16 protein-coding genes are annotated in these 22,391 nt (G+C 72.7%); 8 read left to right on the forward strand and 8 right to left on the reverse strand.

The window, feature by feature from the left end; all coding sequences use genetic code 11:
- Positions 1-170: 170 nt before the first annotated feature.
- Positions 171-401, forward strand: a complete 231-nt coding sequence (locus tag ACIGXO_RS07500; protein ID WP_003981845.1) for a hypothetical protein — start codon at positions 171-173, stop codon at positions 399-401.
- Positions 402-672: 271 nt separating this feature from the next.
- On the opposite strand, the gene ACIGXO_RS07505 is transcribed toward ACIGXO_RS07500, so the two are convergent.
- The 7 genes from ACIGXO_RS07505 to ACIGXO_RS07535 form a co-directional block, all read right to left on the reverse strand.
- The gene (locus ACIGXO_RS07505) at positions 673-1,500 is read right to left on the reverse strand and encodes a S1 family serine peptidase (RefSeq protein WP_399781660.1); all 828 of its coding nucleotides are present in this window, start codon (positions 1,498-1,500) and stop codon (positions 673-675) included.
- Positions 1,501-1,636: 136 nt separating this feature from the next.
- Positions 1,637-3,202, reverse strand: a complete 1,566-nt coding sequence (locus ACIGXO_RS07510; RefSeq protein WP_399781663.1) for an RNA polymerase sigma factor — start codon at positions 3,200-3,202, stop codon at positions 1,637-1,639.
- Positions 3,203-3,908: 706 nt separating this feature from the next.
- Positions 3,909-4,883, reverse strand: a complete 975-nt coding sequence (locus tag ACIGXO_RS07515; RefSeq protein ID WP_399781666.1) for a FadR/GntR family transcriptional regulator — start codon at positions 4,881-4,883, stop codon at positions 3,909-3,911.
- Positions 4,884-5,131: 248 nt separating this feature from the next.
- Positions 5,132-7,399, reverse strand: a complete 2,268-nt coding sequence (locus ACIGXO_RS07520; RefSeq protein WP_399781669.1) for an ATP-binding cassette domain-containing protein — start codon at positions 7,397-7,399, stop codon at positions 5,132-5,134.
- Positions 7,400-7,634: 235 nt separating this feature from the next.
- Entirely contained in the window at positions 7,635-8,399 is a 765-nt protein-coding gene (locus ACIGXO_RS07525; protein ID WP_399781672.1) for an NUDIX domain-containing protein, read from the reverse strand.
- Between the two features lie 48 nt (positions 8,400-8,447).
- Complete coding sequence (locus ACIGXO_RS07530) at positions 8,448-10,532, reverse strand: glycogen debranching N-terminal domain-containing protein (RefSeq protein WP_399781675.1); 2,085 nt, start codon at positions 10,530-10,532, stop codon at positions 8,448-8,450.
- A gap of 104 nt (positions 10,533-10,636) precedes the next feature.
- A complete protein-coding gene (locus tag ACIGXO_RS07535) occupies positions 10,637-12,031 on the reverse strand; it encodes a DUF4192 domain-containing protein (RefSeq protein WP_399781678.1) in 1,395 nt (464 codons plus the stop codon).
- A gap of 293 nt (positions 12,032-12,324) precedes the next feature.
- Here ACIGXO_RS07535 and ACIGXO_RS07540 point away from each other — a divergent pair, with 293 nt between their 5' ends.
- Positions 12,325-13,332 carry a DMT family transporter gene (locus ACIGXO_RS07540; RefSeq protein ID WP_399781681.1) on the forward strand — a complete coding sequence of 336 codons (1,008 nt, stop codon included), beginning with the start codon at positions 12,325-12,327 and terminating at the stop codon, positions 13,330-13,332.
- A 251-nt stretch (positions 13,333-13,583) separates the two neighbouring features.
- Here ACIGXO_RS07540 and ACIGXO_RS07545 read toward each other — a convergent pair whose 3' ends face one another.
- Positions 13,584-14,435 (reverse strand): LuxR C-terminal-related transcriptional regulator, encoded by an 852-nt coding sequence (locus ACIGXO_RS07545; protein ID WP_399781684.1) that lies wholly within the window; start codon positions 14,433-14,435, stop codon positions 13,584-13,586.
- 484 nt (positions 14,436-14,919) lie between these two features.
- On the opposite strand from ACIGXO_RS07545, the gene ACIGXO_RS07550 reads away from it, so the two are divergent.
- From ACIGXO_RS07550 to ACIGXO_RS07575, 6 genes are all read left to right on the forward strand, one after another.
- Positions 14,920-15,711: a thioesterase II family protein gene (locus ACIGXO_RS07550; RefSeq protein ID WP_399781686.1), complete on the forward strand. Its 792-nt coding sequence runs from the start codon at positions 14,920-14,922 to the stop codon at positions 15,709-15,711.
- Between the two features lie 46 nt (positions 15,712-15,757).
- On the forward strand, positions 15,758-16,633 hold the full coding sequence (locus tag ACIGXO_RS07555) for an oxaloacetate decarboxylase (RefSeq protein ID WP_399781689.1): 876 nt from the start codon (positions 15,758-15,760) through the stop codon (positions 16,631-16,633).
- Complete coding sequence (locus ACIGXO_RS07560; protein ID WP_399781692.1) at positions 16,630-17,604, forward strand: 3-oxoacyl-ACP synthase; 975 nt, start codon at positions 16,630-16,632, stop codon at positions 17,602-17,604. Before ACIGXO_RS07555 ends, ACIGXO_RS07560 begins: the two co-directional genes overlap by 4 nt.
- Positions 17,604-19,925: an iron-containing redox enzyme family protein gene (locus ACIGXO_RS07565; protein ID WP_399781695.1), complete on the forward strand. Its 2,322-nt coding sequence runs from the start codon at positions 17,604-17,606 to the stop codon at positions 19,923-19,925. Before ACIGXO_RS07560 ends, ACIGXO_RS07565 begins: the two co-directional genes overlap by 1 nt.
- Positions 19,926-19,988: 63 nt before the next feature.
- Positions 19,989-21,197 carry an acyl-CoA dehydrogenase family protein gene (locus tag ACIGXO_RS07570; RefSeq protein ID WP_399781698.1) on the forward strand — a complete coding sequence of 403 codons (1,209 nt, stop codon included), beginning with the start codon at positions 19,989-19,991 and terminating at the stop codon, positions 21,195-21,197.
- A gap of 50 nt (positions 21,198-21,247) precedes the next feature.
- The gene (locus ACIGXO_RS07575; protein ID WP_399781701.1) at positions 21,248-22,369 is read left to right on the forward strand and encodes a cytochrome P450; all 1,122 of its coding nucleotides are present in this window, start codon (positions 21,248-21,250) and stop codon (positions 22,367-22,369) included.
- Positions 22,370-22,391 lie beyond the last annotated feature (22 nt).

The following is a 22,391-nucleotide window of genomic DNA, read 5'->3' on the forward strand; positions in this document are numbered from 1 at the left end:
ACCGACACTTGAATCAGACCACCACGCAATACGGCTCATTCGCCGCCACCCGGCAGCACCCGGCCACCTCGGAAAAAAAATTTCGAGGAAAAGCCACGAGCGGGAACGTTTTCGGCCTGGTTGGATGTTGACCCTGGTACGACAGCTCGTCGAGCTAGAGAAGAGGCGACGTGACTACTGTTCTGACCCCCGCGAGCCCGCTGACGGCCGCTGACCGCTGCGACCGCTGCGGCGCACAGGCATACCTGCGCGTCGTCCTGATGTCCGGCGGCGAACTGCTCTTCTGCGCTCACCACGGGCGCAAGTTCGAGCCAGAACTCAAGAAGATCGCCGCGGAGATACAGGACGAGACGGAGCGGCTGACCGCCTCTCCGGCGTCTGCGTCCGATGAGGAACGCTGACACATCGCACCGACGACGAGCGAGTAGCGGCTACGAGCCGTGCGCGGGCGGTTTCACCCGGTACCCACCGGGGAGACCGCCCGCACTCGTACTCGCATCGGTGTCCTACGGCGTCCGGCCTTCGTGATCCGTCACGAGGACCGGAACGCCCCGTCCGGCACTGCCCCTGATCCCTGACCCGACAGGCCCTCTCAGAGGGCTTCCTGGGGCGCTGTGCGGCTCCTGGGCCGCTCCCCCGCCCCCGGGGCCCAGCCGCCCGCCGCGGCCGCTCTCAGCCGCCCTGGGCCATCACCGCCTGCTTGGCGGCCGAGACCCGCGTGTAGACACCCGGCTTTCCCGGCTCCCCGCAGCCGGTCCCCCACGAGACCAGCCCGACCAGCCGTCCGTTCGCCACGAGCGGTCCGCCGCTGTCCCCCTGGCAGGCGTCGTGCCCGCCCTGCTGCGTGCCGGCGCAGAGCATCGAGGCGCCGTCGTACGTGCCGTCCACGCTCTTCGGGTACGCGCGCTTGCAGGCCGAGTCCTGCATGACCTGCACCCGTGCCGCGCGCAGCACCGAGGAATACGTACCGTTGCCGGTCGTGTCGCCCCAGCCGTAGACCGAGGCGCCCGTGCCCGGCTGGTACGAGCGGTCGCCCAGGCCCGCCATCGGCAGCGCGTAAGTGCTCGGGATCATGCCGCGCAGCTTCACGATGGCGAAGTCTCCCGCGTTCGTCGTGGCGTCGTACCCGGGGTTGATCCAGACCTTGCTCGTCGCCATCTCCCTGCCCGCACGGCTGCGCAGGTCGGTGCGCCCGACGATCACCCGCAGGTCCTTGACCTGGTCCGGGGACGCGCCCAGCACGTCCTTGCCCATACAGTGCGCCGCCGTGAGCACCGTCGAGGGCCCCACGAGCACGCCCCCGCAGAACTGCCCGGAGCGTTCGTTCCCGAAGCGTTCGCGGCTCGCCAGTGCGACGACCCAGGGGCTGGAGGAGCTCTGCACCTGGCGTCCCCCGACGATGACGCTGTCGGCGGCAGCCGGCCCCGGCACTCCGAGTGCGGCGACGGCCGGCGCGAGGGCGGCGAGAACCGTGGTGACAGCGCGGGTGCGGATGCCCATACCGACTCCTGACTCTGGGGGAGCATTCGTACACCCACAGTGAGTCAGTCCGCCGAGTGCCGCACCCCGGACACGCCGGAGCCCGGTCACTCCCCGAGCGGAGTGACCGGGCTCCTATGCCCGCTGACCTGGGACGTCAGTCCAGGTAGTCGCGCAGCACCTGAGAACGCGAGGGGTGCCGCAGCTTGGACATCGTCTTGGACTCGATCTGGCGGATACGCTCGCGCGTGACGCCGTAGACCTTGCCGATCTCGTCCAGCGTCTTGGGCTGGCCGTCGGTGAGGCCGAAGCGCATCGAAACGACGCCCGCCTCGCGCTCGGAGAGCGTGTCAAGGACCGAGTGGAGCTGTTCCTGCAGAAGAGTGAAGCTGACCGCGTCGGCCGGCACGACGGCCTCGGAGTCCTCGATGAGGTCACCGAACTCGCTGTCACCGTCCTCACCCAGCGGGGTGTGCAGCGAGATGGGCTCGCGGCCGTACTTCTGGACCTCGATGACCTTCTCGGGGGTCATGTCGAGCTCCTTGGCCAGCTCCTCCGGAGTGGGCTCGCGGCCCAGGTCCTGGAGCATCTGGCGCTGCACACGGGCGAGCTTGTTGATGACCTCGACCATGTGGACAGGGATACGGATCGTACGGGCCTGGTCGGCCATGGCGCGGGTGATCGCCTGGCGGATCCACCACGTCGCGTACGTGGAGAACTTGTACCCCTTGGTGTAGTCGAACTTCTCGACCGCACGGATCAGACCGAGGTTGCCCTCCTGGATCAGGTCCAGGAAGAGCATGCCGCGGCCGGTGTAGCGCTTGGCCAGCGAAACCACGAGGCGGAGGTTGGCCTCCAGCAGGTGGTTCTTGGCGCGGCGGCCGTCCTCGGCGATGATCTCCAGCTCACGCTTGAGCTTCGGCGCGAGCTTGTCGGAGTTCGCCAGCTTGTCCTCGGCGAACAGGCCGGCCTCGATGCGCTTCGCGAGCTCGACCTCCTGCTCGGCGTTGAGCAGCGGGACCTTGCCGATCTGCTTGAGGTAGTCCTTGACCGGGTCGGCGGTGGCGCCGGCCGCGGCGACCTGCTGCGCGGGGGCGTCGTCCTCGTCCTCGTCGGAGAGCACGAAGCCCGCGGCCTCGGTGCCCTCGGCCGCCTCGGGCGCGTCACCCTTGCCCGGCGCCGCCGGGGTCTCCTCGACGGTGTCCTCTTCGAGGATCTCGTCGACGGCGTCCTTCTTGGTCTTCTTGGCCGTGGTCTTCTTGGCGGCCGTCTTCTTGGCCGTGGCCTTCTTCGCGGTGGCCTTCTTGGCCGCCGCCTTCTTCACCGGCGAGGGCTCCGCCTCGGCACCCGGGCCGTCCGACACCGGGGAGACGGCCGCGGCCGCCGCCGCGGTGGGCTTCTTCACCGCGGCGGCCTTGGCCGCGACGGTCTTGGTGGCGGTGCGCTTCGCCGGACTCTTCGCTGCGACGCTCTTGCGGGTGCGCTTGGGCGCCTCTGCGGCACTGACCATCAGCGTCACACCCTCCTCGTCGAGGATCTGGTTGAGGCTGCGCAGAACGTTCTTCCACTGGGTTGGCGGAATCTGGTCAGCCTCGAAGGCCCGACGCACGTCATCGCCGGCGATCTGCCCATCAGCCTTTCCCCGCTCGATGAGCGCCATCACAGACTCGGACTCGGCGATCTCCGGCGGGAGCGTACGGGATGTGCTGGCCGACACGAACAACCTCTCGGAACGATGGAAACGGCTTCCGGCCCCGTCCACTGTGGACCGGAGCCGACGACCGTCGACGGGGGTGGGCCGACGGCGCAAGGGCAACCAGGGAGTTGGGACAGCGCCGCAAGCGGCCGCCGTATTCCCTCCTCGGCTATCACCTCTTAAGTCATCGCGCTTCCCCGCAGAGCGTTACGCCCAATCCGCGTGGCCCGAGTCACACCCCATAACGACACATTTTGATCGATGTGGGGGCGTACTGGAGAGAAGGAGGCGAGAAAGGAGCCTCGGCGGCCACGAGGGACCGGGCCGGGCAGGCGGCCGCCCCGCACGAAGACGTGCGGCTCGGCGACCGCCCCACTGGCTCGTACGGCCCGCCGGCACGTACGGGGTCCTCTTTCTTGCGTTCGCTGCGGTGCTTCTTGCGTTCGCTGCGTTGCTTCCTCTTGCTGGTGTTCGCTGCGTTGCCCAGTCGCGGTCATCGCCACGCCTGCCGCATGCGCTGCCTCGATCGCGTCGACTGCGTGGGTGCGTTCCTCGGTGTGTGCGTACGGACGCATCGGTGCGCGCGTCCGCGTGCGTACGGTGTCCGCGCCGCCTCGCCGCCCTTGTCGCGGGGCGGGTGCGCCGTCACCGGGAGACGGCCGGTCGCGCAGAGGTGCGGCGTACGGTTTCTTCAGGGCGGGACACCTCGGAGCGATCCGGGTCCCGGGGGGTGTCAGTGCTCGCGGGGCGCGGGCACCACACGGTCCGCCGCACCGCTTCCGACCGGCCCGCCGGCCTCACCGTCGGTCGCGAGGAGCTGGCGCATCGCGACCTCGGCACCTGCCGCGTCGCCCGCGCCGATCGCGTCGACGATCTTCATGTGCTGGCCGACGGACGTCTCGACGGGGTGCTCGCAGCCGAGGGCCGAGCCGCCGGAGACCTGGAGCGCCGCGGAGACGATGCCGGAGAGGTGCTCCAGCATGCGGTTGCCGGTGAGCTGGAGGAGCAGCGAGTGGAACTCGGCGTCCGCGCGGGCGAAGGTCAGCGAGTCGCCCTGGGCCGCGGAGTGGCCCATGATCTCGGCCATGTCGGCGAGGCGCTGCTGGACGTCCTCGCGGCCGTGGCCCGCGGCGAGGCGCGCGGCGAGGGGCTCGATGGTCCAGCGCAGCTCGCACAGCTCGCGGCGCTGGTCGTCGCGCTGGGGGCCGTACGCCCGCCACTCGATGATGTCGGGGTCGAGGAGGTTCCAGTCGCTGACCGGGCGGACCCGGGTGCCGACGTTCGGGCGCGCGCTGACCAGGCCCTTGGCCTCCAGGACGCGCAGCGATTCGCGGACGACGGTGCGGGAGACCTCGAAGCGCTGGCCGATCTCCTCGGGGACGAGCGGACGGTCGGCCCCGAGGTCACCGGAGACGATCATCTGGCCGAGCTGCTGGACGAGTTGGCCGTGCAGGCCGCGGCCGCGGCTGCCGGCGGCGCGGCGGCCGACCCGGCCCAGCTCGCTTTCGTGGCCGTCCCACACGGGAGCCACGCGGTCGGTGCGCTCGCCGCCGACGGCGTCGGCGTAGGGGTAGCGGTCGAGCTCGCCCGGGCCGGTCAGGCCGGTGTCGGCGGGGCGAGTCGCGGTCATCATGGTGTGCGCAAGGGTACTCACGCATCCTTTGTCGGCGACGTGCCGGAGCGCCTTGAGGTCTTTGGTGAAAAGCACACGAAAGGGTGATCGCCCATCACCCTACAATTGACGCTTTATCGGAAGGAAGCAGACGCGTCGCGCGGAGTCCTGGACAGTTCGCGCTGTACGGGGTGCGGGAAGTGCCGGTGCCTCGTGAGTACCGCCGGCCGCCGTGCTGCTCTTTCCCGCCGCTCACCTCGTCTTTCGCTGCTCCCTCACCCGCACCATGGGCAGTCCCTTCCTTCTGTCTTCCGCCCCTTCTTCCTGTGGCATTGCCCGTCCGCTCAACGTGCCCTCCTGCGCAGGGCGGTCAGGGTGTAGGCGCAGAGCAGGGCCGCGAGCGACAGCGTGAGCGCGCCGGCCACCGGGTGCGCCGCCAGCCGCCAGGCGGCGTCGGTCAGCCGGTCGACACCGGTGGGCCAGTCGACCAGGGCCGTCGTCCGTACCCGCGCGGGGAAGCCGACCATCGAACGCGCAGCCGGATCGCTCAACACTCCCTGCATCAGCGGCACCACGGCGACAGGCACCGCCAGTACCGTCGCCAGCCCCAGCGCCGTCGACCGGAAGATCCCGGCCGCCAGCAGACCGGCCCAGGCCGACGCGACGAGCAGCGCGCCCCAACCGAGCGACAGCAGCGGCCAGTCGGCTACCGCGGGCAACGCTTCGACGCCGAAGGCGTAGCCCACGAGCACGCCGTCGAGGACGAGCGAGGTCAGCGCCAGCATGGCCGCGATCACCGCGCTGACCAGCAACTTGGCGCCCAGCAACCGCAGCCGGCGGGGCACGGAGCCCTGCTCGGGCGCGAGCGCCGGGTAGCGGAACTCCTGACCGAAGGCGAGCGCGCCGATCAGCCCGGCCCCCACCGCGGCGGGCGGGAACGGCAGCCGGTCCGGCCAGCCCATCAGTACGCGGGTCGCCGGCGTGCCGCCGGTGCGGGCCAGGACGCACGCCAGAATCAGCGAGATCGCCAGTACGAGAACGCCCACGACGATTCCCGTACGGTCACTGGCCGTTCGGCGCAGCTCATAGCGGACCGGCCAGACGGGCCCCGGTGCGGACAGTCGCGGCAGCGGCAGCTGAGCCGCCGGCACCTTGCCGCGCGGGGACGGGGAGGTGCGCGGCGCACGAGGGGCCGCGAGGGGGATCGCCGTGCCGTGGGGCGGGGTGCCGGTCGGGCCGACCGCGGCCGCACCGCTGCCCCCGGGGGCAGCGGGCACGGGCGTGAGTTCGAGGGTGGACGCGAGGGTGCCGTCGGGGTCCTTCGTGAGCGAATCGGCGCCCTTCGTGAGCGGAACACGCCGGGAGGACGAGGGCACGGTGGCCGTCCGGCCTGCCGCCGGGAGGCCGTCGGCCCCGTCCGCACTTCCCGTGCCGAGCGGGCCGGAGACCACGGCGCAGTGCCCTCCGGCGTCCTTGCGCACCGGCTCGCCGGCATGCACGCGCTCTTCACCGGCGCCGCGTGCGTCGGTGTGCTCGCCTTCCCGGGCCGCGGCGTGCGGCTCGTCCGGTTCTCCGTGCGCCGCGACGGCGTACCGGGCGTCGTCCTTCTCGGTGTCCGCCTCGGCCTTGGCCGGCTCCGCGGCCACCACCGGGCCATGACCGGCCGTCAGCCGCGCCGATGGCCGGCCGTCGGCCCGGTTGAGCGGCACGGCCGGCCGGGCGTCCCCCGTCTCGTCCGCGAGCTGGTGCACCAGGATCCCGTGCCGGAACGCCGTGTCGCCCACCAGGGCACAGCTGCTCCCGTACACGGCGAGGCGATTGCCGCTCTCCCGTACGACCTCCAGCGGCTGTTCCGCGCGCGGGTCCACCGCGGGGTCGGCGCGCTGCCACTCGTCCACCAGGAGCGCCGCCAGCCGGTCGGCGTGCGGCGACCGCACGCTGACCCGGGGCCGCAGCCGGGTGTGCGTGAAGTCCCCGGCCTCCTGGTCGGCGAGCAGCCGGCCGTCCTCGATCGTGACGATCCGGTCGCCCAGCCGGGCGGCCGCCTTGGGGTCGGCGGCCGTGACGAGCACGCTGCCGCCGCGCTCGGCGAAGCCCCGCAGCAGCCCGTACAGCCAGGCCGTCTCGCGCGGGGAGAGACCGTCGTCCGGCTCGTCGAGGAGCAGCGTGTGCGGGTCGCCGAGCAGCGCGGCTGCCATGCCCAGCCGGCGGTCCATGCCGCGCGAGAACTCGCCCAGGCGCTGCTCCGCCAGGCCGCTGAGGCCGACGGCCTCCAGGACGTCCTCGGCGCGGCCCGGGGAGACGCCGGCCGCGGCGGTGAGCATCCGCAGGTGCGAGCGGGCCGTACGGGCGGGGTGGCCGGGTACGTCGCCGAGCAGCACGCCCAGTTCCCGCGCCGGGTTCGGCAGGCGGTGCAGGGGGCGGCCGCGGAAGAGCGTGATGCCCCGCCCGCGCTCCAGCCGCAGCATCAGGCGCAGGGCCGTCGTCTTGCCCGCGCCCCGGGCGCCGAGGAGGACGGTGACCGCGCCGGGCGGCGCCTCGAAGGTCAGGTCGTCCACGGCCGGCGGCAGGCCGCGCCGGGCTTCGCTGGTCAGTCCGACGGCCTGGATCATCGCGCGCCTCGCCGAGTGGTGGCGCGGGGGGCGCCGAGCGCGCGGCAGGGCGTGGCGGCGCGGGCGGTTGCGACGGCGGGGGCGTGGGCAGTTGCGAGTGCTGCGGGGACTGAAGGACTCACCTCGCCAAGGTAACCCGCAATGTCCTATTTGCCGGTAATGCCGAGTCCTCCGCGCCGCTCGTGTCCTCGCCGTGCGGGAACGCCGCTCGCCCGGAGCGGGCGGGAGCCCGGAGTCACACCTCGGGCCGGAGCATCGGCGGGTTCAGCAGGGTCGCGCCGCCTGCCCTGAACAGCTGGGCCGGGCGGCCTCCCTGACGGGTCGTCGTGCCACCGGTCGGGACGAGGAACCCGGGCGTCCCGGTCACCTTGCGGTGGAAGTTCCGCGGGTCCAGTGCCACGCCCCAGACCGCCTCGTACACCCGGCGCAGCTCCCCCACCGTGAACTCCGGCGGGCAGAAAGCGGTGGCGAGCGAGGAATACTCGATCTTGGAGCGGGCCCGCTCCACGCCGTCCCCGAGGATGCGCGCATGGTCGAAGGCCAGGGAGGCGGCCGGCTCGCCGTCACGGGCGAGGCCGTTGTCCTGCCCGAGGAGCGTCTCGACCGGGGCCCAGCGCGCACTGTGCGCGTCGCCGCCCGCGCGCGGCGCCGGCAGGTCGGGGGCGAGCACCAGGTGGGCCACGCTGACCACCCGCATCCGCGGGTCCCGCTTGGGGTCTCCGTACGTCGCGAGCTGTTCGAGATGGGCGCCGGGGAAGAGCTGCGGGCCCGCCGGACCGTGGGCGTGCAGACCGGTCTCCTCGGCGAGCTCCCTGGCCGCCGCGGTCTCCAGGTCCTCGTCGGCCCGCACGAACCCACCGGGCAGGGCCCACCGCCCCGGGAACGGTGGCTCACCGCGGCGCACGGCCAGCGCGCACAACGCGTGCCTGCGCACGGTGAGCACGACCAGGTCGACGGTGACGGCGAACGGCGGGAAGGCCGACGGGTCGTAGGGAGGCATGCCGCGATCATAGTCGTCCGCCTGACGATAAACAGGCCGTACGCTGCTTCACGCCCCCAGTTGCAGACCATCCGCCGCCTCCTCCACCATTCCCAGGCCACGGCCGCTGACATGTACCGCGAAAGGCCGCTCCGCGACGGTCAGACCGGTGAGGTGCAGGGCGCCCAGGGGTGTGCTTGCGACGGGCCGCACGGAGAGCGTGCCGCCGGGGACATCGGGGCGGATGCCCGCGAGCGCGACCAGGGCGTGCACCGCGCCGGCCGCCGCCACCGCCGCCGGGCGGCAGGCCGTGGGATGTGCCACAGGAGCACCGTCCCCCGTGCGCTGCTGACCCGAGTACATCTCCGGGAGGCGGTACCCGAAGCTCTCCGCGGCGTCCAGCAGTCCTCGGATCAAGGAGGTCGCCGCCGCTTCGTGGCCGGCGGCGGCCAGGGCCGAGGCGGCGACGGCGGTGTCCTGCACGCGGACCGCGCCGCTGCGGTGGCCGAAGGGGTTGTAGCCGTCCTCCTTGCCGCCGAGGCCGCGCAGGCCCCAGCCGGTGTCCAGGGCAGGGCTGTTGAGCAGTCGCGCCACCTGATCCGCGCGGGTGCTGTCGAGCAGTCCGGGCGCGAAGGTGCCGGCACCGAGCAGGCCGGTGTCGAGGAGGTGCGCCGCACCGGCGACGAGGCGCGTGAGCGGCCGGCCGTCGGGAGCGCACAGGGCCGCGGGGCGGCCGCCGCCCGCGTCGTCGATCCAGAACCCGTCGCGGAAGCGCCGGCGCAGCACGGCGGCCCCTTCGCGGAGCGCGTCGCCCCCGGGGCGGTTGCAGGCGTCGAGGAGGTCGGCGCCCAGCAGCGCGGCGCGGTGGGCGTGGGCCTGCGTCTCGCAGCGGTACGGGCCGGTCGGGGCCGGGTCCGGTACGCAGCCGCCGCCGGCCGGGGCCCCGGCGGCCTGCTCCGTCGTACGGCGCAGCCAGGTGAGGCACCGTTCGGCGGCGGGCAGCAGGCGTTCCACTTCGGGTGTCGGCAGGCCCCACCGGCGGGCTTCGGCGAGGACCGCGGGGAACAGCAGGGTCGCCTCGATGCCCGTGCAGCTCGGTGGCGAATGGGGGCCCGCGTCGCGCAGCGGGCCGGGAATTCGTCCGAATTCCGGTCCTGGGTCGGCGTGCTGGGTGCGGGCGAGGACGCGGAGGGTGCTGGCCGCGAGTCCGGTGCCCAGCGGGAGGAGCATGCGGGCGGCGGACAGGGACTCGGCCGGTGCCAGGCCGCAGCGCCAGGGGACGCCGGCGGCGAGGCAGGCGTCGGCGGGCACCGCGTGATCCCGGATCAGAAGGCCGCCGAGATCGTCGAGAGCGGCGGCGAGCAACGTACTGGCTCGCGGGTCCTCGCACTGGAGCCGGGCCGCGGACCAGGGGCGCGGCGGGCGGCCGGCGTGCGATCCCGTGGCGGGGACGCCGCTGCCGCGGGAGCCGGGTCTCGCCGGTGCGGTCGTGCCGCTGCGGATGCGGAGCTCGATGGTGTGGTGCGCGCCCGGTGGCAGGTGCAGTCCCCAGCGCAGCAGCCCGGCCGCCGCGAGCGCGTCGTCGGGCGGCGGGTCCGCGGTCACCGTCGCGTGGACCGTGTCGGTGGCCCAGCGGAGGCCGGCGTCGTGGACGGAGGCGGGCAGATCGGGCCCGGGGAGTCCGCCGGCGACGGCGCCCAGCTCGGCGAGGTCGGTGGCGAAGGTGATTTCGAGAGGGAGCCGCAGCGCCCGGCGGGTGTGGTTGTGCAGGGTGATGCGCTCGGTGCCGTCGGCGGTCCGGAGGCGCTCGACCAGGAGGCCGGGATCGGGTCCGGGGTCGTGCGGCGTGCGGAGCGTGCCGGTGAAGCGGGCGCGGTCGGCGGCGAGCGGTCTGGCCTGCACGGTCAGCGGCTGAGCGCCGGCCACCCGCAGGACACAGCGGGCGAGCACGCGTCTGCCGGAGCGGTAGAAGCCCTCCATGCCCCGGCCGGTGAGCTGGCCGTCGGCGGCGGATGAGATCGCGAGCGCGGGCAGCGCGACGCAGATCAGGGCCGCGTGGACCGGCTGCGGCTCGGGAGGCCGGGCTGCGGGCGCGGCGCGGTGCCGTGCGGGGGCCGGGTGGGCTTGCGGAGTGGTGGGGAACATGCCTGCCATGGGGAGTGCTCCCTGACGTGATGGGGATTCCGTACGGTCTGCGCCACATAGGGGAACGCCGCGCACGATGCGCAGGTAACGCCGGAATGTCAGCAGGGGTGGGCTCATCGGGGGCTCCGGTCGTCCCGGCGGCCGCCCGTGGGGCCCGTACGCGGGTGCGGCCGCCCCGTGCGCCGACGTGCCGCCGGGCGGGTGCGCGCACGCGGGCCTGCGGGCCGGTCGGCACGAGGGCGGCGGCTCGGCACCCGGCCGGCACGGGATGGCTCCGTGGCGCTCTCGGCCCGGACTTCGGCCGGGAGCGGGGGCGCTTCGGCGGAGGTCGCGGGGGTCGCGGAGCTCGCCGCCGGGCTGGGCGTGGAGCGGAGGCAGTCGCGGAGCTTTTCCGGGTCGAGACCCTCGTTGAGGCCGCGGTGGAGGAGCTGCGCGAAGAGGTAGTCGGGGTCGAGGGTGAGGGCACGGCACAGGGCCACGCGGGCGGACGCGGCGTCACCGCTCGCCCAGGCGACCCAGCCGGCCAGCGTGAGCGGCGCGGCGGCGTGGCTTTCGTACGCCCCGGGACAGCGGCGGGCCAGTGCGCGCCACAGCCGCAGCGCCGGTGCGGCGTCGGGGCCCTCCAGCCACGCGGCGGCGCGGTCGCGGGTGAGCCGGTCCTGGAGGCCGAGGATCAGCTCGGCGGCCTCGCCGTTGCCGAGGAGCGCGTCGTCGCAGGCGTCCTTGGCACGGTGGCTGCCGGAGGGCGGGTCGCTCCGGAAGGTGTGGAGCGTGCGGGTCAGGAGGGCGCAGGTCTCCTCGCGGACCGCACCGGGGTCCTGGCCGGAGAGCATGCGCGGGACGAGGGCGGCCGCCGCCGCGTCGAGGGCCCTGATCTGGTCGTCGGCGCGGGGCCCGGTGAGCGGGGCCAGCCGGGCCTCCATTTCCTTGAGCGATCCGCGGACCTGGACGCCGGCGTAGGCGGCGGCCGCCGCCATGACCGACGTGCCGGGCAGCGCGAGCGGGATGCCGTCGGGCGGGCAGCAGCGCTCGTCCGGGCAGACATAGGACCAGTAGCGTCCGTTGGAGAGGCACAGGGCTTCCATGACGGGGACGTCCCGGCTGCCGCACGCCGTGCGCAGCCGCTGGGCGAGCGGCCTGAGCCGGTCCCGCACCTCCCGCCCGGTTTCGGCGGCCGAGGGGTCCTGGCAGAGGAAGACGATGATGCCGTGGGGCGGTGTGCCGCGCTCGCGGCCCGAGGTGATCAGACAGTCGGCGAGCTGGTCGGCGATGTCGGGCCACTGGGCGGTGTCGGCGGGGATGCCGAGCCGGACGCGGCCGCCGAAGCGTCCCCGCTCGCCGTGGAGGGTGACGAGGACGATGCTGTCGTCGGGGTAGAAGCCGAGCAAGTACGGCAGGGCATCCGCCAGTTCGGCAGGGCTGCGCAGGGTGACCTGGGCTTCGGGGGTCTTCGAGGACGTGGACGACGGGTGCTCTGCCGGGTTCACCGGCTCGATGTGCGGGTTCATGGCTCGAAGATCCCGCGGCCCGGCCGGCCGCCGCGACCCCTGTGGATATCTCCCGGGTGACGAAGGTTTTACACAATCCGCGGCGGGCGGCCGGCCGGGGCGGCGTGCGCGTTCCGCGCCGGCGTCCGGCCGTGCAGGTCGCGGGCGGTTTCCGCCTCCTGCGGGGTACCAGGGACGCTCTGGGAAGCGGCACCGGAGGGCTTCGTCAAATGCCTTGACAACAGGGCGAATTGGGCGGCGGCGAACTGCGCGGCGACCTGTTCACGAGGTATACGGGTGATTAGATTGCCTGCGTGAATCGATCGACAAATACTTCCGGAACCGACCGTAGTGCACTCATCGCGGCATCGGTCACCGTTGTTCTCTGGGCTTCGGCGTTCGTCTCCATTCGCGCCTCGGCCGACTACTTCAGTCCAGGGGCGCTCGCGCTCGGCCGGCTCGTGACCGGTTCTGTCGCTTTGGTCTGTGTATTGCTGGTCAAACGGGGCGGTTTACCGCCACGTAAGGCATGGCCGGGTATTGCGGCATCCGGGGTGCTCTGGTTCGGCGTCTACATGGTGGTCCTGAACTGGGGAGAGCAGAAAGTCGACGCCGGCACCGCGTCCATGGTCGTCAACGTCGGACCCATGGTGATCGCGCTGCTGGGCGGCTGGCTGCTGAAGGAGGGCTTCCCGCCCCTGCTGCTGCTCGGCATGGCGGTGTCGTTCGTGGGCGCGGTCGTGGTGGGCTTCTCCACGTCCGGCGAGGGCTCGTCCTCCGTACTGGGCGTGCTGCTCTGCCTGCTGGCGGCGGTGGCCTACGGGGCCGGGGTGGTGTCGCAGAAACCCGCCCTGCGGCATGCGACGCCGATGCAGACCACGACGTTCGGCTGCCTCATCGGTACGGTCGCCTGCCTCCCGTTCAGCGGGCAGCTGGTCTCGCAGCTGTCCGAGGCGCCGCTCTCGGCGACCCTCAACGTCGTCTACCTGGGGCTCTTCCCGACCGCCCTGGCCTTCAGCACCTGGGCCTACGCGCTGTCCCGGACGACCGCGGGCAAGATGGGGGCGACCACCTACGCGGTGCCCGCCGTGGTCGTTCTCATCTCCTGGATCTTCCTGCGGGAAGTGCCGGGCTGGCTCACCCTCCTCGGCGGCGCCATCTGCCTCGCCGGGGTCGCGGTCTCCCGGAGGCGCGGCATCCGCGCGCCACAGGCGTCACCGGCCCCCGCTGCCGAGCCGTCGGCCACGGCCGATGCCGGCTCCACGGCCGATGCCGCTCCCCCGGCCGATTCGGGAACACCCGCGGCCGAGACGAGGCACTGACCACCGGAGCCGCGCTCCACAGGAGGAGCCGGACCGGCGCCGCGCTCCACACGAGGAGCCGGACCGGCGCCGCGCTCCACACGAGGCGCCGGACCGGAGCCGCGCTCCACACGAGGGGCCGGTGGAAGCCGCGCTCCCTATGAGGGGCCGGCGGGAGTACGTACTCCCGCCGGCCCCTCCGTCCATGTGGCGGCCGCGCAACGGCCCTTCGTGAGCACGCGACTCACAGCACGGGACTCACAGCGCGGGCCTCACAACACGAACGTGGTCTCGTTCCTGGCCAGGAGATAGCCGAGCTGCACCCGGGTGTGCGCCCCGAGTTCCTGCTTCATGGCCGCGATGTGCCCCTGCAGCGACCTCTCGCTGATACCGAGCCGCCGCGCGATCCGCTTGTCCGAGTACCCCCCGATGAGCAGCCTGCTGATCGACTCGCGGAGCGACGGAATGACTTCGCCGGCCGCCTTCGCCGCGTGCAGCGGAACGAACGGGAATTCTTTCGCGCGGTCCCAGGAACGCTCGAAAGTGTCCTTGAGGAAACGCACGACCGCCGGCTCCCGGATCGCTATTGCGTGCGTGCGGCTCTCATTCGCGGAGATGAAAGCGACGGTGTCGTCGACGACGATAAGGCGGTCGAAGAATTCGGCCAGCGTGCGGACCCGCACACCATAATCGGAGACCGCCCGCACATACTTCTTGGTCGCTTCGTCGAAACGCGTGGTGTGCTGATACAGCGTGCGCATCGCCACCCCCGCCTCGATATGGCGCCGCACGGCTTCCAGTGCCTTTTCCAGAACCGGGCCCGGTCGTGGCCCGTCCGGCTGTGCGGTGAGGATTTCCCTGCGGGCTCCGGCCAGCGCCTCGTTGATCGCCACCTCTATGGCATCGAGGCCGTCGAGGTGGCAAATACCGGATTCCACGGGAGCCGCCGGCGCCTCCTGAGGGCCGCCGATGCCGTCGATCGGCCGGCCGACGGTGAGTCTGGACAGCTCGTCCAACTGTTCGGCCATGCGCCGGAGCGTGCTCTCGGCCCCTTCAGAAAGGGGCCCTAATCGCGCAAAATCCTGTCCGTTTTGCTCCACTTGGGCATCTTTCGCGTTGGTCATACGCTATCCCCCCATGCCGGGCTGTACGCCCGTTAGATGCATGTAAGTCCCCTCGGTTTCCCGAAGTTCGGAAACCCGAACCATCTTAGATCTTCTACTCCGGTCCGGGACAAGGAAGATTGAAAGCAGGCGACCACGGGGGGCGCGTTCGCCGCCATCAGGGCACTCCCTCCCCCTTTGCCGTCCCATTCCCTGAATGGATCATGCACTCTTCACAGGAGAGGTTCCGAGAACATGCGGGAAAATTCTTTCTCAAGGGCCCACACGACCCGTCGCTCGCTCCTCACTCTTCGTATCGGGTTCGTCGCGGTAGCGGGTTTTCTGGCAGTCATGCCCGGCACCGGTCCGGCGGACACCGCGGTCTCCGCGCAGCCCTCGGGTGACGTCCGGCTCGACGATGTCGGCTGGAATGCGGCCGGTTCCCGGTCGACCTCCTGAGAGCGCGCTCCACCCCCCACCAGGTACGAGAGATCGGTTCCTCACTGTGACTTCTTCGCCATGGTTTCTGCGCGGTACGGCCGGGGCCCGGCAGGCCGCCCGCGTGTACTGCTTCCCCCACGCCGGCGGCAATCCACGCGCCTTTCTCGGCTGGCAGCAGGACCTGGGAGAGGACGCGGAAGTGGTCGCGGTCTGCCCGCCGGGGCGGGGGCCCCGGTACCGGGAGACGGCCCTCACCACCGTTCCGGAACTCGCCGACGGAGCGGCGGCGGCGATCGCCGCGACCGCCGACCGGCCCTTCGTCCTCTTCGGGCACAGCTTCGGCGCGGTACTCGCCTTCGAGGTCGCGCGGCGCATCGGCGGCCTGCCGGACTTCCGGCACCTGATCGCCTCCGGGTGCTCCGCTCCCGAGCTGCTGCCCTCCCGGCGCATCGTGGAGACCGCGCGGCTGGAGGGACGCGAATTCACCGAGGCCGTCGGCTTCTTCGGCGGCCTGCCACCGGAGGTCGTGGCCGACGAGGCGCTCCAGGAACTGCTGCTCCCGCATCTGCGGTCGGACTTCCGCATGGTCGCGGAGTACGCCTACCTCCCGGCACCACCGCTGGACGTGCCCGTCACCCTGATCAATGGGAGCGACGACCCGCACGTCACGGAGGCCGGCCTCGCCCCCTGGGGGCGCGAGTGCGCCGGCGGACTCGCCCAACACTGGGCCGACGGCGGCCACTTCTACTTCGACGGCAACCCGGGCGCCGTCACCGATCTGTTGCGATCGCTCGTTCGAGGGACAGGGGCACCTGGCGCGAACGCGCCGGTTGATGAGCACGTTGAGCTTATCTGACAGTGCTTTACACCCACGTTCCGAGCGCCACAGAGGAGATCCCGGAATGAACCCGTCCACCGCAGCACAGCACCGCCGCGCCGTCGTGTTCCAGCAGCTCCACGAGGGGCCGGAGCCCTTCGTCGTGCCCAACCCGTGGGACGCGGGGACCGCCCGCATCCTGACCGGGCTGGGGTTCGCCGCGCTGGCCACCACCGGCGCCGGCCTGGCGCACGCCATGGGCCTGCCCGACGGCGCCGCCCCCATCGGCCGGACCGAGATCCTGGACAACGCGGCGGCGATCGTCGCCGCGACCCCGCTGCCGGTCTCCGCCGACCTGGAGAGCGGCTTCGGCGACAGCCCGGAGGAGGTCGCCGAGACCATCCGGCGCGCCGCCGCGGCGGGGCTGGTCGGCGGGTCGGTCGAGGACTCCACGGGCCGGGCCGAGGACCCCGTACGCCCGCTGGAGGAGGCGGTGGAGCGCGTGTCGGCGGCCGTCGCCGCGGCCAAGGAGCTCGACTTCCCCTTCATGGTGACCGCCCGCGCGGAGAACTTCTTCCAGGGCCGGCCCGATCTGGACGACACCATCCGCCGGCTGCAGGCGTACGAGGCCGCGGGCGCCGATGTGCTCTACGCCCCGGCCCTGCCGGACGCGGACGCCATCCGCGCGGTGTGCTCCGCCGTCTCGGCGCCCGTCAACGTCCTGATGGGCTCGCCCGCGCTGCGGCTGTCCGTCAGCGAGCTGGGCGCCCTGGGCGTACGGCGGATCAGCGTCGGCTCGGCGCTCTCCCGGGCCTCGCTCGGCGCCGTCGTCCGCGCGGCCCAGGAAATCCGTGACCACGGCACCTTCGGCTTCGGGGCGGACGCCGTCCCGTATGCCGAGGCCAACGCGATGATGGCGCCGGAGCAGCCGGCCGGCCCGGAGAGTGATCCCACACCGTGAACACCGCACCGGCATACCTGTCCGCTCCCCGCTACATCCTGGGAGAGACCGAGACCGACCACACGACGATCGCCAACCTCACCGCGCGCGCCCGCGAGTTCGGCATGCCGCCGAAGGCCGCGCTGTGGGGGTGGGGCACGGTCCGGCGCACGGCGAAGAGCCTGGAGTCCCTGGCCGTGGAGAGCGGCGCGGCGGCGCTGGCCGCCGCCGGGGTCGAGCCGGGGTCCGTCGACGGCCTCATCATGTGCTCGACCAGGTTCCCCGGCGGGCCTCGCACCCACGGCAGGTTCGTGGAGGCGGTGATGTCCGGCATCGGGCTGGCCGACGCCGCCTTCACCGGCATCACCCTGAACCGCTGCACCAATCTGCTGGTCGGCCTGCGCATGGCACAGGCGTTCGTGGCCGCGGGCCACCACCGCAGGGTGCTGGTCCTCTCCACCGACCGGATCACCGACGAATCCGTACGGATGGAGAACTTCGCCCTCTTCAGCGACGGCGCGGCGGCCTGCGTGGTCGGCGCCGAGCCGCACGGTACGGACGCCTACGAGATGGTCGCCGGCGCCTCGGCGCAGGACCCGACGGCGCTGGACTGGTCGAACGAGATCAGCTCGGACCTCGCCCGCGCGGTCAACGAGCGGGTGCTCACGGCGGCCGGCATGAAGGCCGGTGACGTCGACGGCGTACTGCACCTCAATCTGTACAAGCCGCTCGTCGTCATGAAGGAACGCCAAGCGGGCTTCGCCGCCGAGCAGTTGTACCTCGACAACATCACCCGGGTCGGCCACTGCTTCGCCGCCGATCCGCTGATCAACCTGGTGGACCGGGGCGCGGCCGGAGGGCTGCGGGACGGCGGCCACTACCTGCTCGCGGCGAGCGTGCCCGGCGTCCGCGTCGGCGTCCTGCTGCGCAAGCTGTCCGCCGGCCCCGCACCGGCAGCCGCCACCGCCGCCACCACCTCCAGGGAGCTCTGATGAACGCGCACACCGGATTCCCGCTTCCGGACCTGACCACGTCCCTGCCCCGCGCCCCCTTCCTGTTCGGCCCCAAGGCCGTCGAGGAGGCCACGGCCGTCCTCGACGGCGCGCCGGCCGGCGTCTTCCGGCAGCTGCTCGGCGACCAGGAGAGCGAGACCACGCTGCTCGTCGCCCGGCACGTCCTCGAAGCGTTCCTCGGCAACGCCGCCGCGACCGCCGACGCCGCAGGCCCCGCCACCACGGACGCCACGGCGCCGCAGGCCACCGATGCCGACGCCGCGCACGCCGCGGACCCCGAGGGCGCCACGGCGCCGCAGGCCACCGATGCCGACGCGCTCGCCGCGTACGTCCAGGAGGCGCGCGCCGCTCTCGTACCGTCCCTCACCAAGCTCCGCGAGGCCGGTCCCGAGACGCACCGCCTCGTTCTGCGCCAGCGGGCTCCCCTGGCGCTGCTCGGCGGCTGCTGGCTGGACACCGTGTCGCAGGCCGCCACCCAGCCCTCCGTGATCGTCAACCGCCTGTTCGGCCAGTACTTCCTCCTGCGGGGCTCCGGCACGCCGCAGCGCGGCCTGCTCGCGCGGCGCCGACGGACCCTGGACGACCTGGGTGTCCATCTGCCCGGCATCGAGGCGGCCGACTTCCTCCAGCAGGCCGGCGCCCGCCCGCTGACCGCCCTGCACGCCGCGTTCTTCCTCGCGCTCTCCCGGCTTCCCGCGTCCTTCCTGCCCGAAGTGGTGGGCGTGCACTACGCGATGAGCGCGCTGGGCGTCGACGACGTACTGCTGGGGACCGAGCCGCTCCTCCCGGAGGCGGCGGCCCGTACGGTCCTCGCCGAGTACCTCACGCTCACCGAGCAGTCGCCGACCGGCGCCGAGGACCGGCGGCGGACGCGCACCGCGATCGAGCTGGTACTGCGGCTGGAGCGGGAGCAGAGCGCCCTGCTCACCGAGCTGGCCGACTGGCACGACGGGCTGTCCCTGGACGCCAGGGTGGCGCAGATCGTGGCCCGGCACGCGCCGTTCGCGGGCAAGCAGCACCGCGGCGTACGGATGGGCGGCCGGCGGCTCTCGGAGTGGCTCGGCGACGAACAGCTCGACCTCGCCGAGTTCGTGGCGGTCTTCCGGGAGGCCCGGCAGACGCGGACCGGCGCCGACGGGGTCTGCCGGTTCCTGCAGTCGATCAAGTTCGGCGGGCCGATGTTCGGGATCTTCGACGAGGAGGAGGCCGCCACGTTCACGGCGTGGACGGAGGCCATCGCCGCGGGCGAGCCGGCGGACCTCGACTTCCGGCCGAACACCGCCGGTGACGAGCGGGCCGCGACGTGGACCGAAGCGCTGCGGAGCGCCGCGCCGGCCGATGTGGTGGCGGCAGAGCCGGAGCGCGGCCTGGACGACCGGGAGCTGTTCCACCGCATCGTCAACGTCGAGCAGTACCCGCACATCCTGCCGGTGGCCCGGGACCGCGCCGAGGCCGGTCTCGCCGACGCGGAGCTGCTCTTCACCCACGGGGGCGGCGGAAAGCTCACCAACGCCGAGTACTTCGACTACTCCCCCGAAGCGCTCATGGAGCGCGTCGAGCGGATCTACTGGGACAAGCTGGTGAATCCGTACCGCCCGCTGACGGAGATACCCGACCGCGACGAGGTGGTCTTCGGGCAGTCCACGTTCGCGCTGGGCAGCCTGATCGACGGCAGCTGGGCGCACCGCATCGGCAACCTCGGCCGGGACCACCGGCAGAGCGACCACATGCTCTTCGCCATCTACGCCGACGAGATGGGCCGCGGGGACCTCGCCAAGAACCACATCACGCTCATCCACCAGGTGCTGGCGAGCATGGACATCCATCTGCCGCACATCCGGCAGCAGGAGTTCCTGGACCAGGGCGACCTGCCGGACGGGCTCTACGGGTTCTCCATCCACCAGGTGTGCCTGTCGCTCTTCCCCGACACGCTCTACAACGAGATCCTCGGCTACAACCTGGGCATCGAGATGTTCGGGCTGGGCGAGATGCGCCTGCACGAGATCCAGAAGCTGCGCCGGCACAACTTCGACGTGTCCTACGAAGAGGCGCATCTCTCGATCGACAACTTCTCCGCGGGCCACGCCCGCCAGTCGGCCGACATCATCGTCTCCTACCTCGACGACGTCCGGCGCGCCTCCGGCGAGGAAGCCGTCCAGCGGGAGTGGCGCCGCATCTGGCGCGGCTACGCCTCCTTCGCGTACTTCGTCGAACACCAGCTGGTCAAGCAGGTCACCGAGCAACAGGCAGCGGCGCCTGCCTCCGCCGCCCGGCCCGACGACGCCGACCTGGTCATCTGACGCCTCCCGCGCGCCCAGCGCACCTCCGCGCCCAGCGCCCCTCCTCGCCACGGAGACCTCGCCTTGCAGCAGATCACGAGCTTCGACCCGGAAATACTGCAGCTTCCCTTCTACGAAGACCGGCACCGCCGGCTCGCCGAGGCCCTCGGCACCTGGTGCGACGCCCGTACGGACCTGTGGGACGAAGTCCGGCAGGAGGACCCGGAGAAGGCCGGGCTGCGCCTGGTACGGCAGCTGGGCGAGGACGGCTGGCTCGCCTTCCTGGACCCGGAGTCCGGCACGGAGGGCCTGCCCGGCGACCACCGCGCCCTCTGCCTGACGCGCGAGGCGCTCGCGTACGCCGAGGACCTGGCGGACTTCGCGTTCTCCATCCAGGCGCTGTCGGCCACCCCCGTCATCCGCTTCGGCAGCGACGCGCAGAAACGGCACTACCTGCCGCGGATGGCCACGGGCTCGCTCGTGGGCGCCTTCGCGGTCTCCGAGGAGGAGGCGGGCTCGGACGTCGCCGCGGTCGCCCTGCGGGCCGACCGCGACCCGGACGGCGGCTATGTACTGAACGGCCGCAAGGCATGGATCGCCAACGGCAGCATCGCCGACGTGTACGTGGTCATCGCGCGCACCGGCGGCGCCCCGGGAGCGCTGGGCCTGACGGCGTTCCTGGTCCCCGCCGGCACCCCCGGCGTACGGGTCGGCCGGCGCCTGGACGCGCTCGCGCCCCGCTCCTTCGCGCACCTCGACTTCGAGGACTGCCGGGTGCCGGCGGATGCCGTACTGGGCAAGCCCGGCAAGGGTTTCGTCATCGCGATGGACCTGCTGGAGCGCTTCCGGATGACGGTCGGCGCGGCCGCGCTCGGCTTCGCCCGGCGGGCCGCCGACACGGCCCTGGCCCGTGCCCGTACGCGCTCCGTGGGCGGCGCCAAACTCATCGACCTCCAGCTGACGCAGGCGTCGCTGGCGGACATGGACGTCCAGCTCAACGCGGCGGCGCTGCTGGTGGCGCGGGCCGCCTGGGAGGCCGACCGCGGCAGCCGCCGCTTCGCGCGGCACTCCAGCATCGCCAAGCTGTACGCCACCGAAGAGGCGCAGCGCATCGTCGACACCGCCGTCCAGTTGCTGGGCGCGTCCGGAGTGGTCAAGGACAGCGTCACCGAGCGGCTGTACCGGCAGATCCGCGCCCTGCGGATCTACGAGGGCACGTCGGAGGTCATGCGGCTGACCATCGCCGGCACGCTCGACACCCGCCGCGCGGCCCGGGCGGCGCGCGACGTCTGACCGGCTGCTTACCCCCCCCCCACCGTTCCACCGAGCAAGGAGTGCCACGGGTGACCACCCCCATCGAAGCGGTCCGGCTGCCGGATCCCTACGCCTACTACGCGCAGTTGACGGCCGAGCGTCCCTTCGCCTTCGACCCGGCCGTGGGCTCCTGGGTGGCGAGCGACGCCGCCGCCGTGCGCGCCGTGCTGACCTCGAGCGCGCTGCGCGTCCGGCCCGCTGCCGAGCCGGTGCCCGCCGGCATCACCGGTACCCCCGCCGGTGAGGTCTTCGGGTCCCTGGTGCGGATGACCGACGGCACCCTCCAGCGGCGGCTGAAGGAGGTGATCGCCGACGCGCTGGGCCGGGTCGACACCGCGCACGCCGCAGCGCTGGCCGGTGAGCGCACCCGCGCGTACCTGAAGGACGGCCGGCCGCCCTTCGAAGAGCTGATGTTCGCCGTGCCCGCGCAGGTCGTGGCGGCGCTGTGCGGGCTGGACGAGGGCGCGGACGCCGAAGCGGCCCGGCTCGTCGGGGACTTCGTCCAGTGCATCCCCGCCTCGGCCACGCCGGAGCAGCAGCGCGCCGCGGCGCTGGCGGCCGGCCGGCTCCAGGAGCTGCTGGGCCCCGGCATCGAGCGCGGCGCCGAGGGCACGGGCCTCCTCGCCGAGCTGGTACGGGCCGCGCGCTGCGCCGACTGGCCGGAGACGGCGCCGCTGCTGGCCAACGCGGTCGGCTTCCTCTCCCAGACGTACGACGCCACGGCCGGCCTGATCGGCAACACCCTGCTGGCGCTGGCCCGTGAGGGGCAGCGGCCGACGGCCCCGGACGCCTTCGTCCGGGAGGTCGTGCGGCACGACGCGCCGGTCCAGAACACCCGCAGGTTCGCCGCCGAGCCGTTCCGGTACGGCGATGCCGAGGTGGCGCCGGGCGAGCAGGTGCTGGTGGTGCTGGCCGCCGCCAACCGCGACCCGGCGGCCAATCCCGACCCGCACGCCTTCCTGCCCGGCCGCGCCGACCCCGTGGTCTTCACCTTCGGCGCGGCCGCCCACCGCTGTCCCGGGGAGGACCTGGCTACCGCCGTGACCTGCGGGGTCGTCGGCGAGCTGCTCGCCGCCGGCTTCGACCCGGACGGGCTGCCGGCCGAGGTGGCGTACCGCCCGCTGGCCAACGCCCGTATCCCGGTCCTGTGAGCGCCGGGCTGCCCCGCCGACC

Origin of the sequence: Streptomyces sp. NPDC053542, from assembly GCF_044544685.1 — a bacterium.
In the GTDB taxonomy this organism is placed as follows: Bacteria; Actinomycetota; Actinomycetes; order Streptomycetales; family Streptomycetaceae; genus Streptomyces.

Bases quoted from the DNA above. Each gene is read 5' to 3' on its own strand.
- ACIGXO_RS07565 (WP_399781695.1), top strand. From the start codon at position 17,604: ATGAACGCGCACACCGGATTCCCGCTTCCGGACCTGACCACGTCCCTG.
- ACIGXO_RS07555 (WP_399781689.1), top strand. From the start codon at position 15,758: ATGAACCCGTCCACCGCAGCACAGCACCGCCGCGCCGTCGTGTTCCAG.
- ACIGXO_RS07505 (WP_399781660.1), bottom strand. From the start codon at position 1,500: ATGGGCATCCGCACCCGCGCTGTCACCACGGTTCTCGCCGCCCTCGCG.
- ACIGXO_RS07535 (WP_399781678.1), bottom strand. From the start codon at position 12,031: ATGAACCCGCACATCGAGCCGGTGAACCCGGCAGAGCACCCGTCGTCC.
- ACIGXO_RS07520 (WP_399781669.1), bottom strand. From the start codon at position 7,399: ATGATCCAGGCCGTCGGACTGACCAGCGAAGCCCGGCGCGGCCTGCCG.
- ACIGXO_RS07530 (WP_399781675.1), bottom strand. From the start codon at position 10,532: ATGGCAGGCATGTTCCCCACCACTCCGCAAGCCCACCCGGCCCCCGCA.
- ACIGXO_RS07545 (WP_399781684.1), bottom strand. From the start codon at position 14,435: ATGACCAACGCGAAAGATGCCCAAGTGGAGCAAAACGGACAGGATTTT.
- ACIGXO_RS07525 (WP_399781672.1), bottom strand. From the start codon at position 8,399: ATGCCTCCCTACGACCCGTCGGCCTTCCCGCCGTTCGCCGTCACCGTC.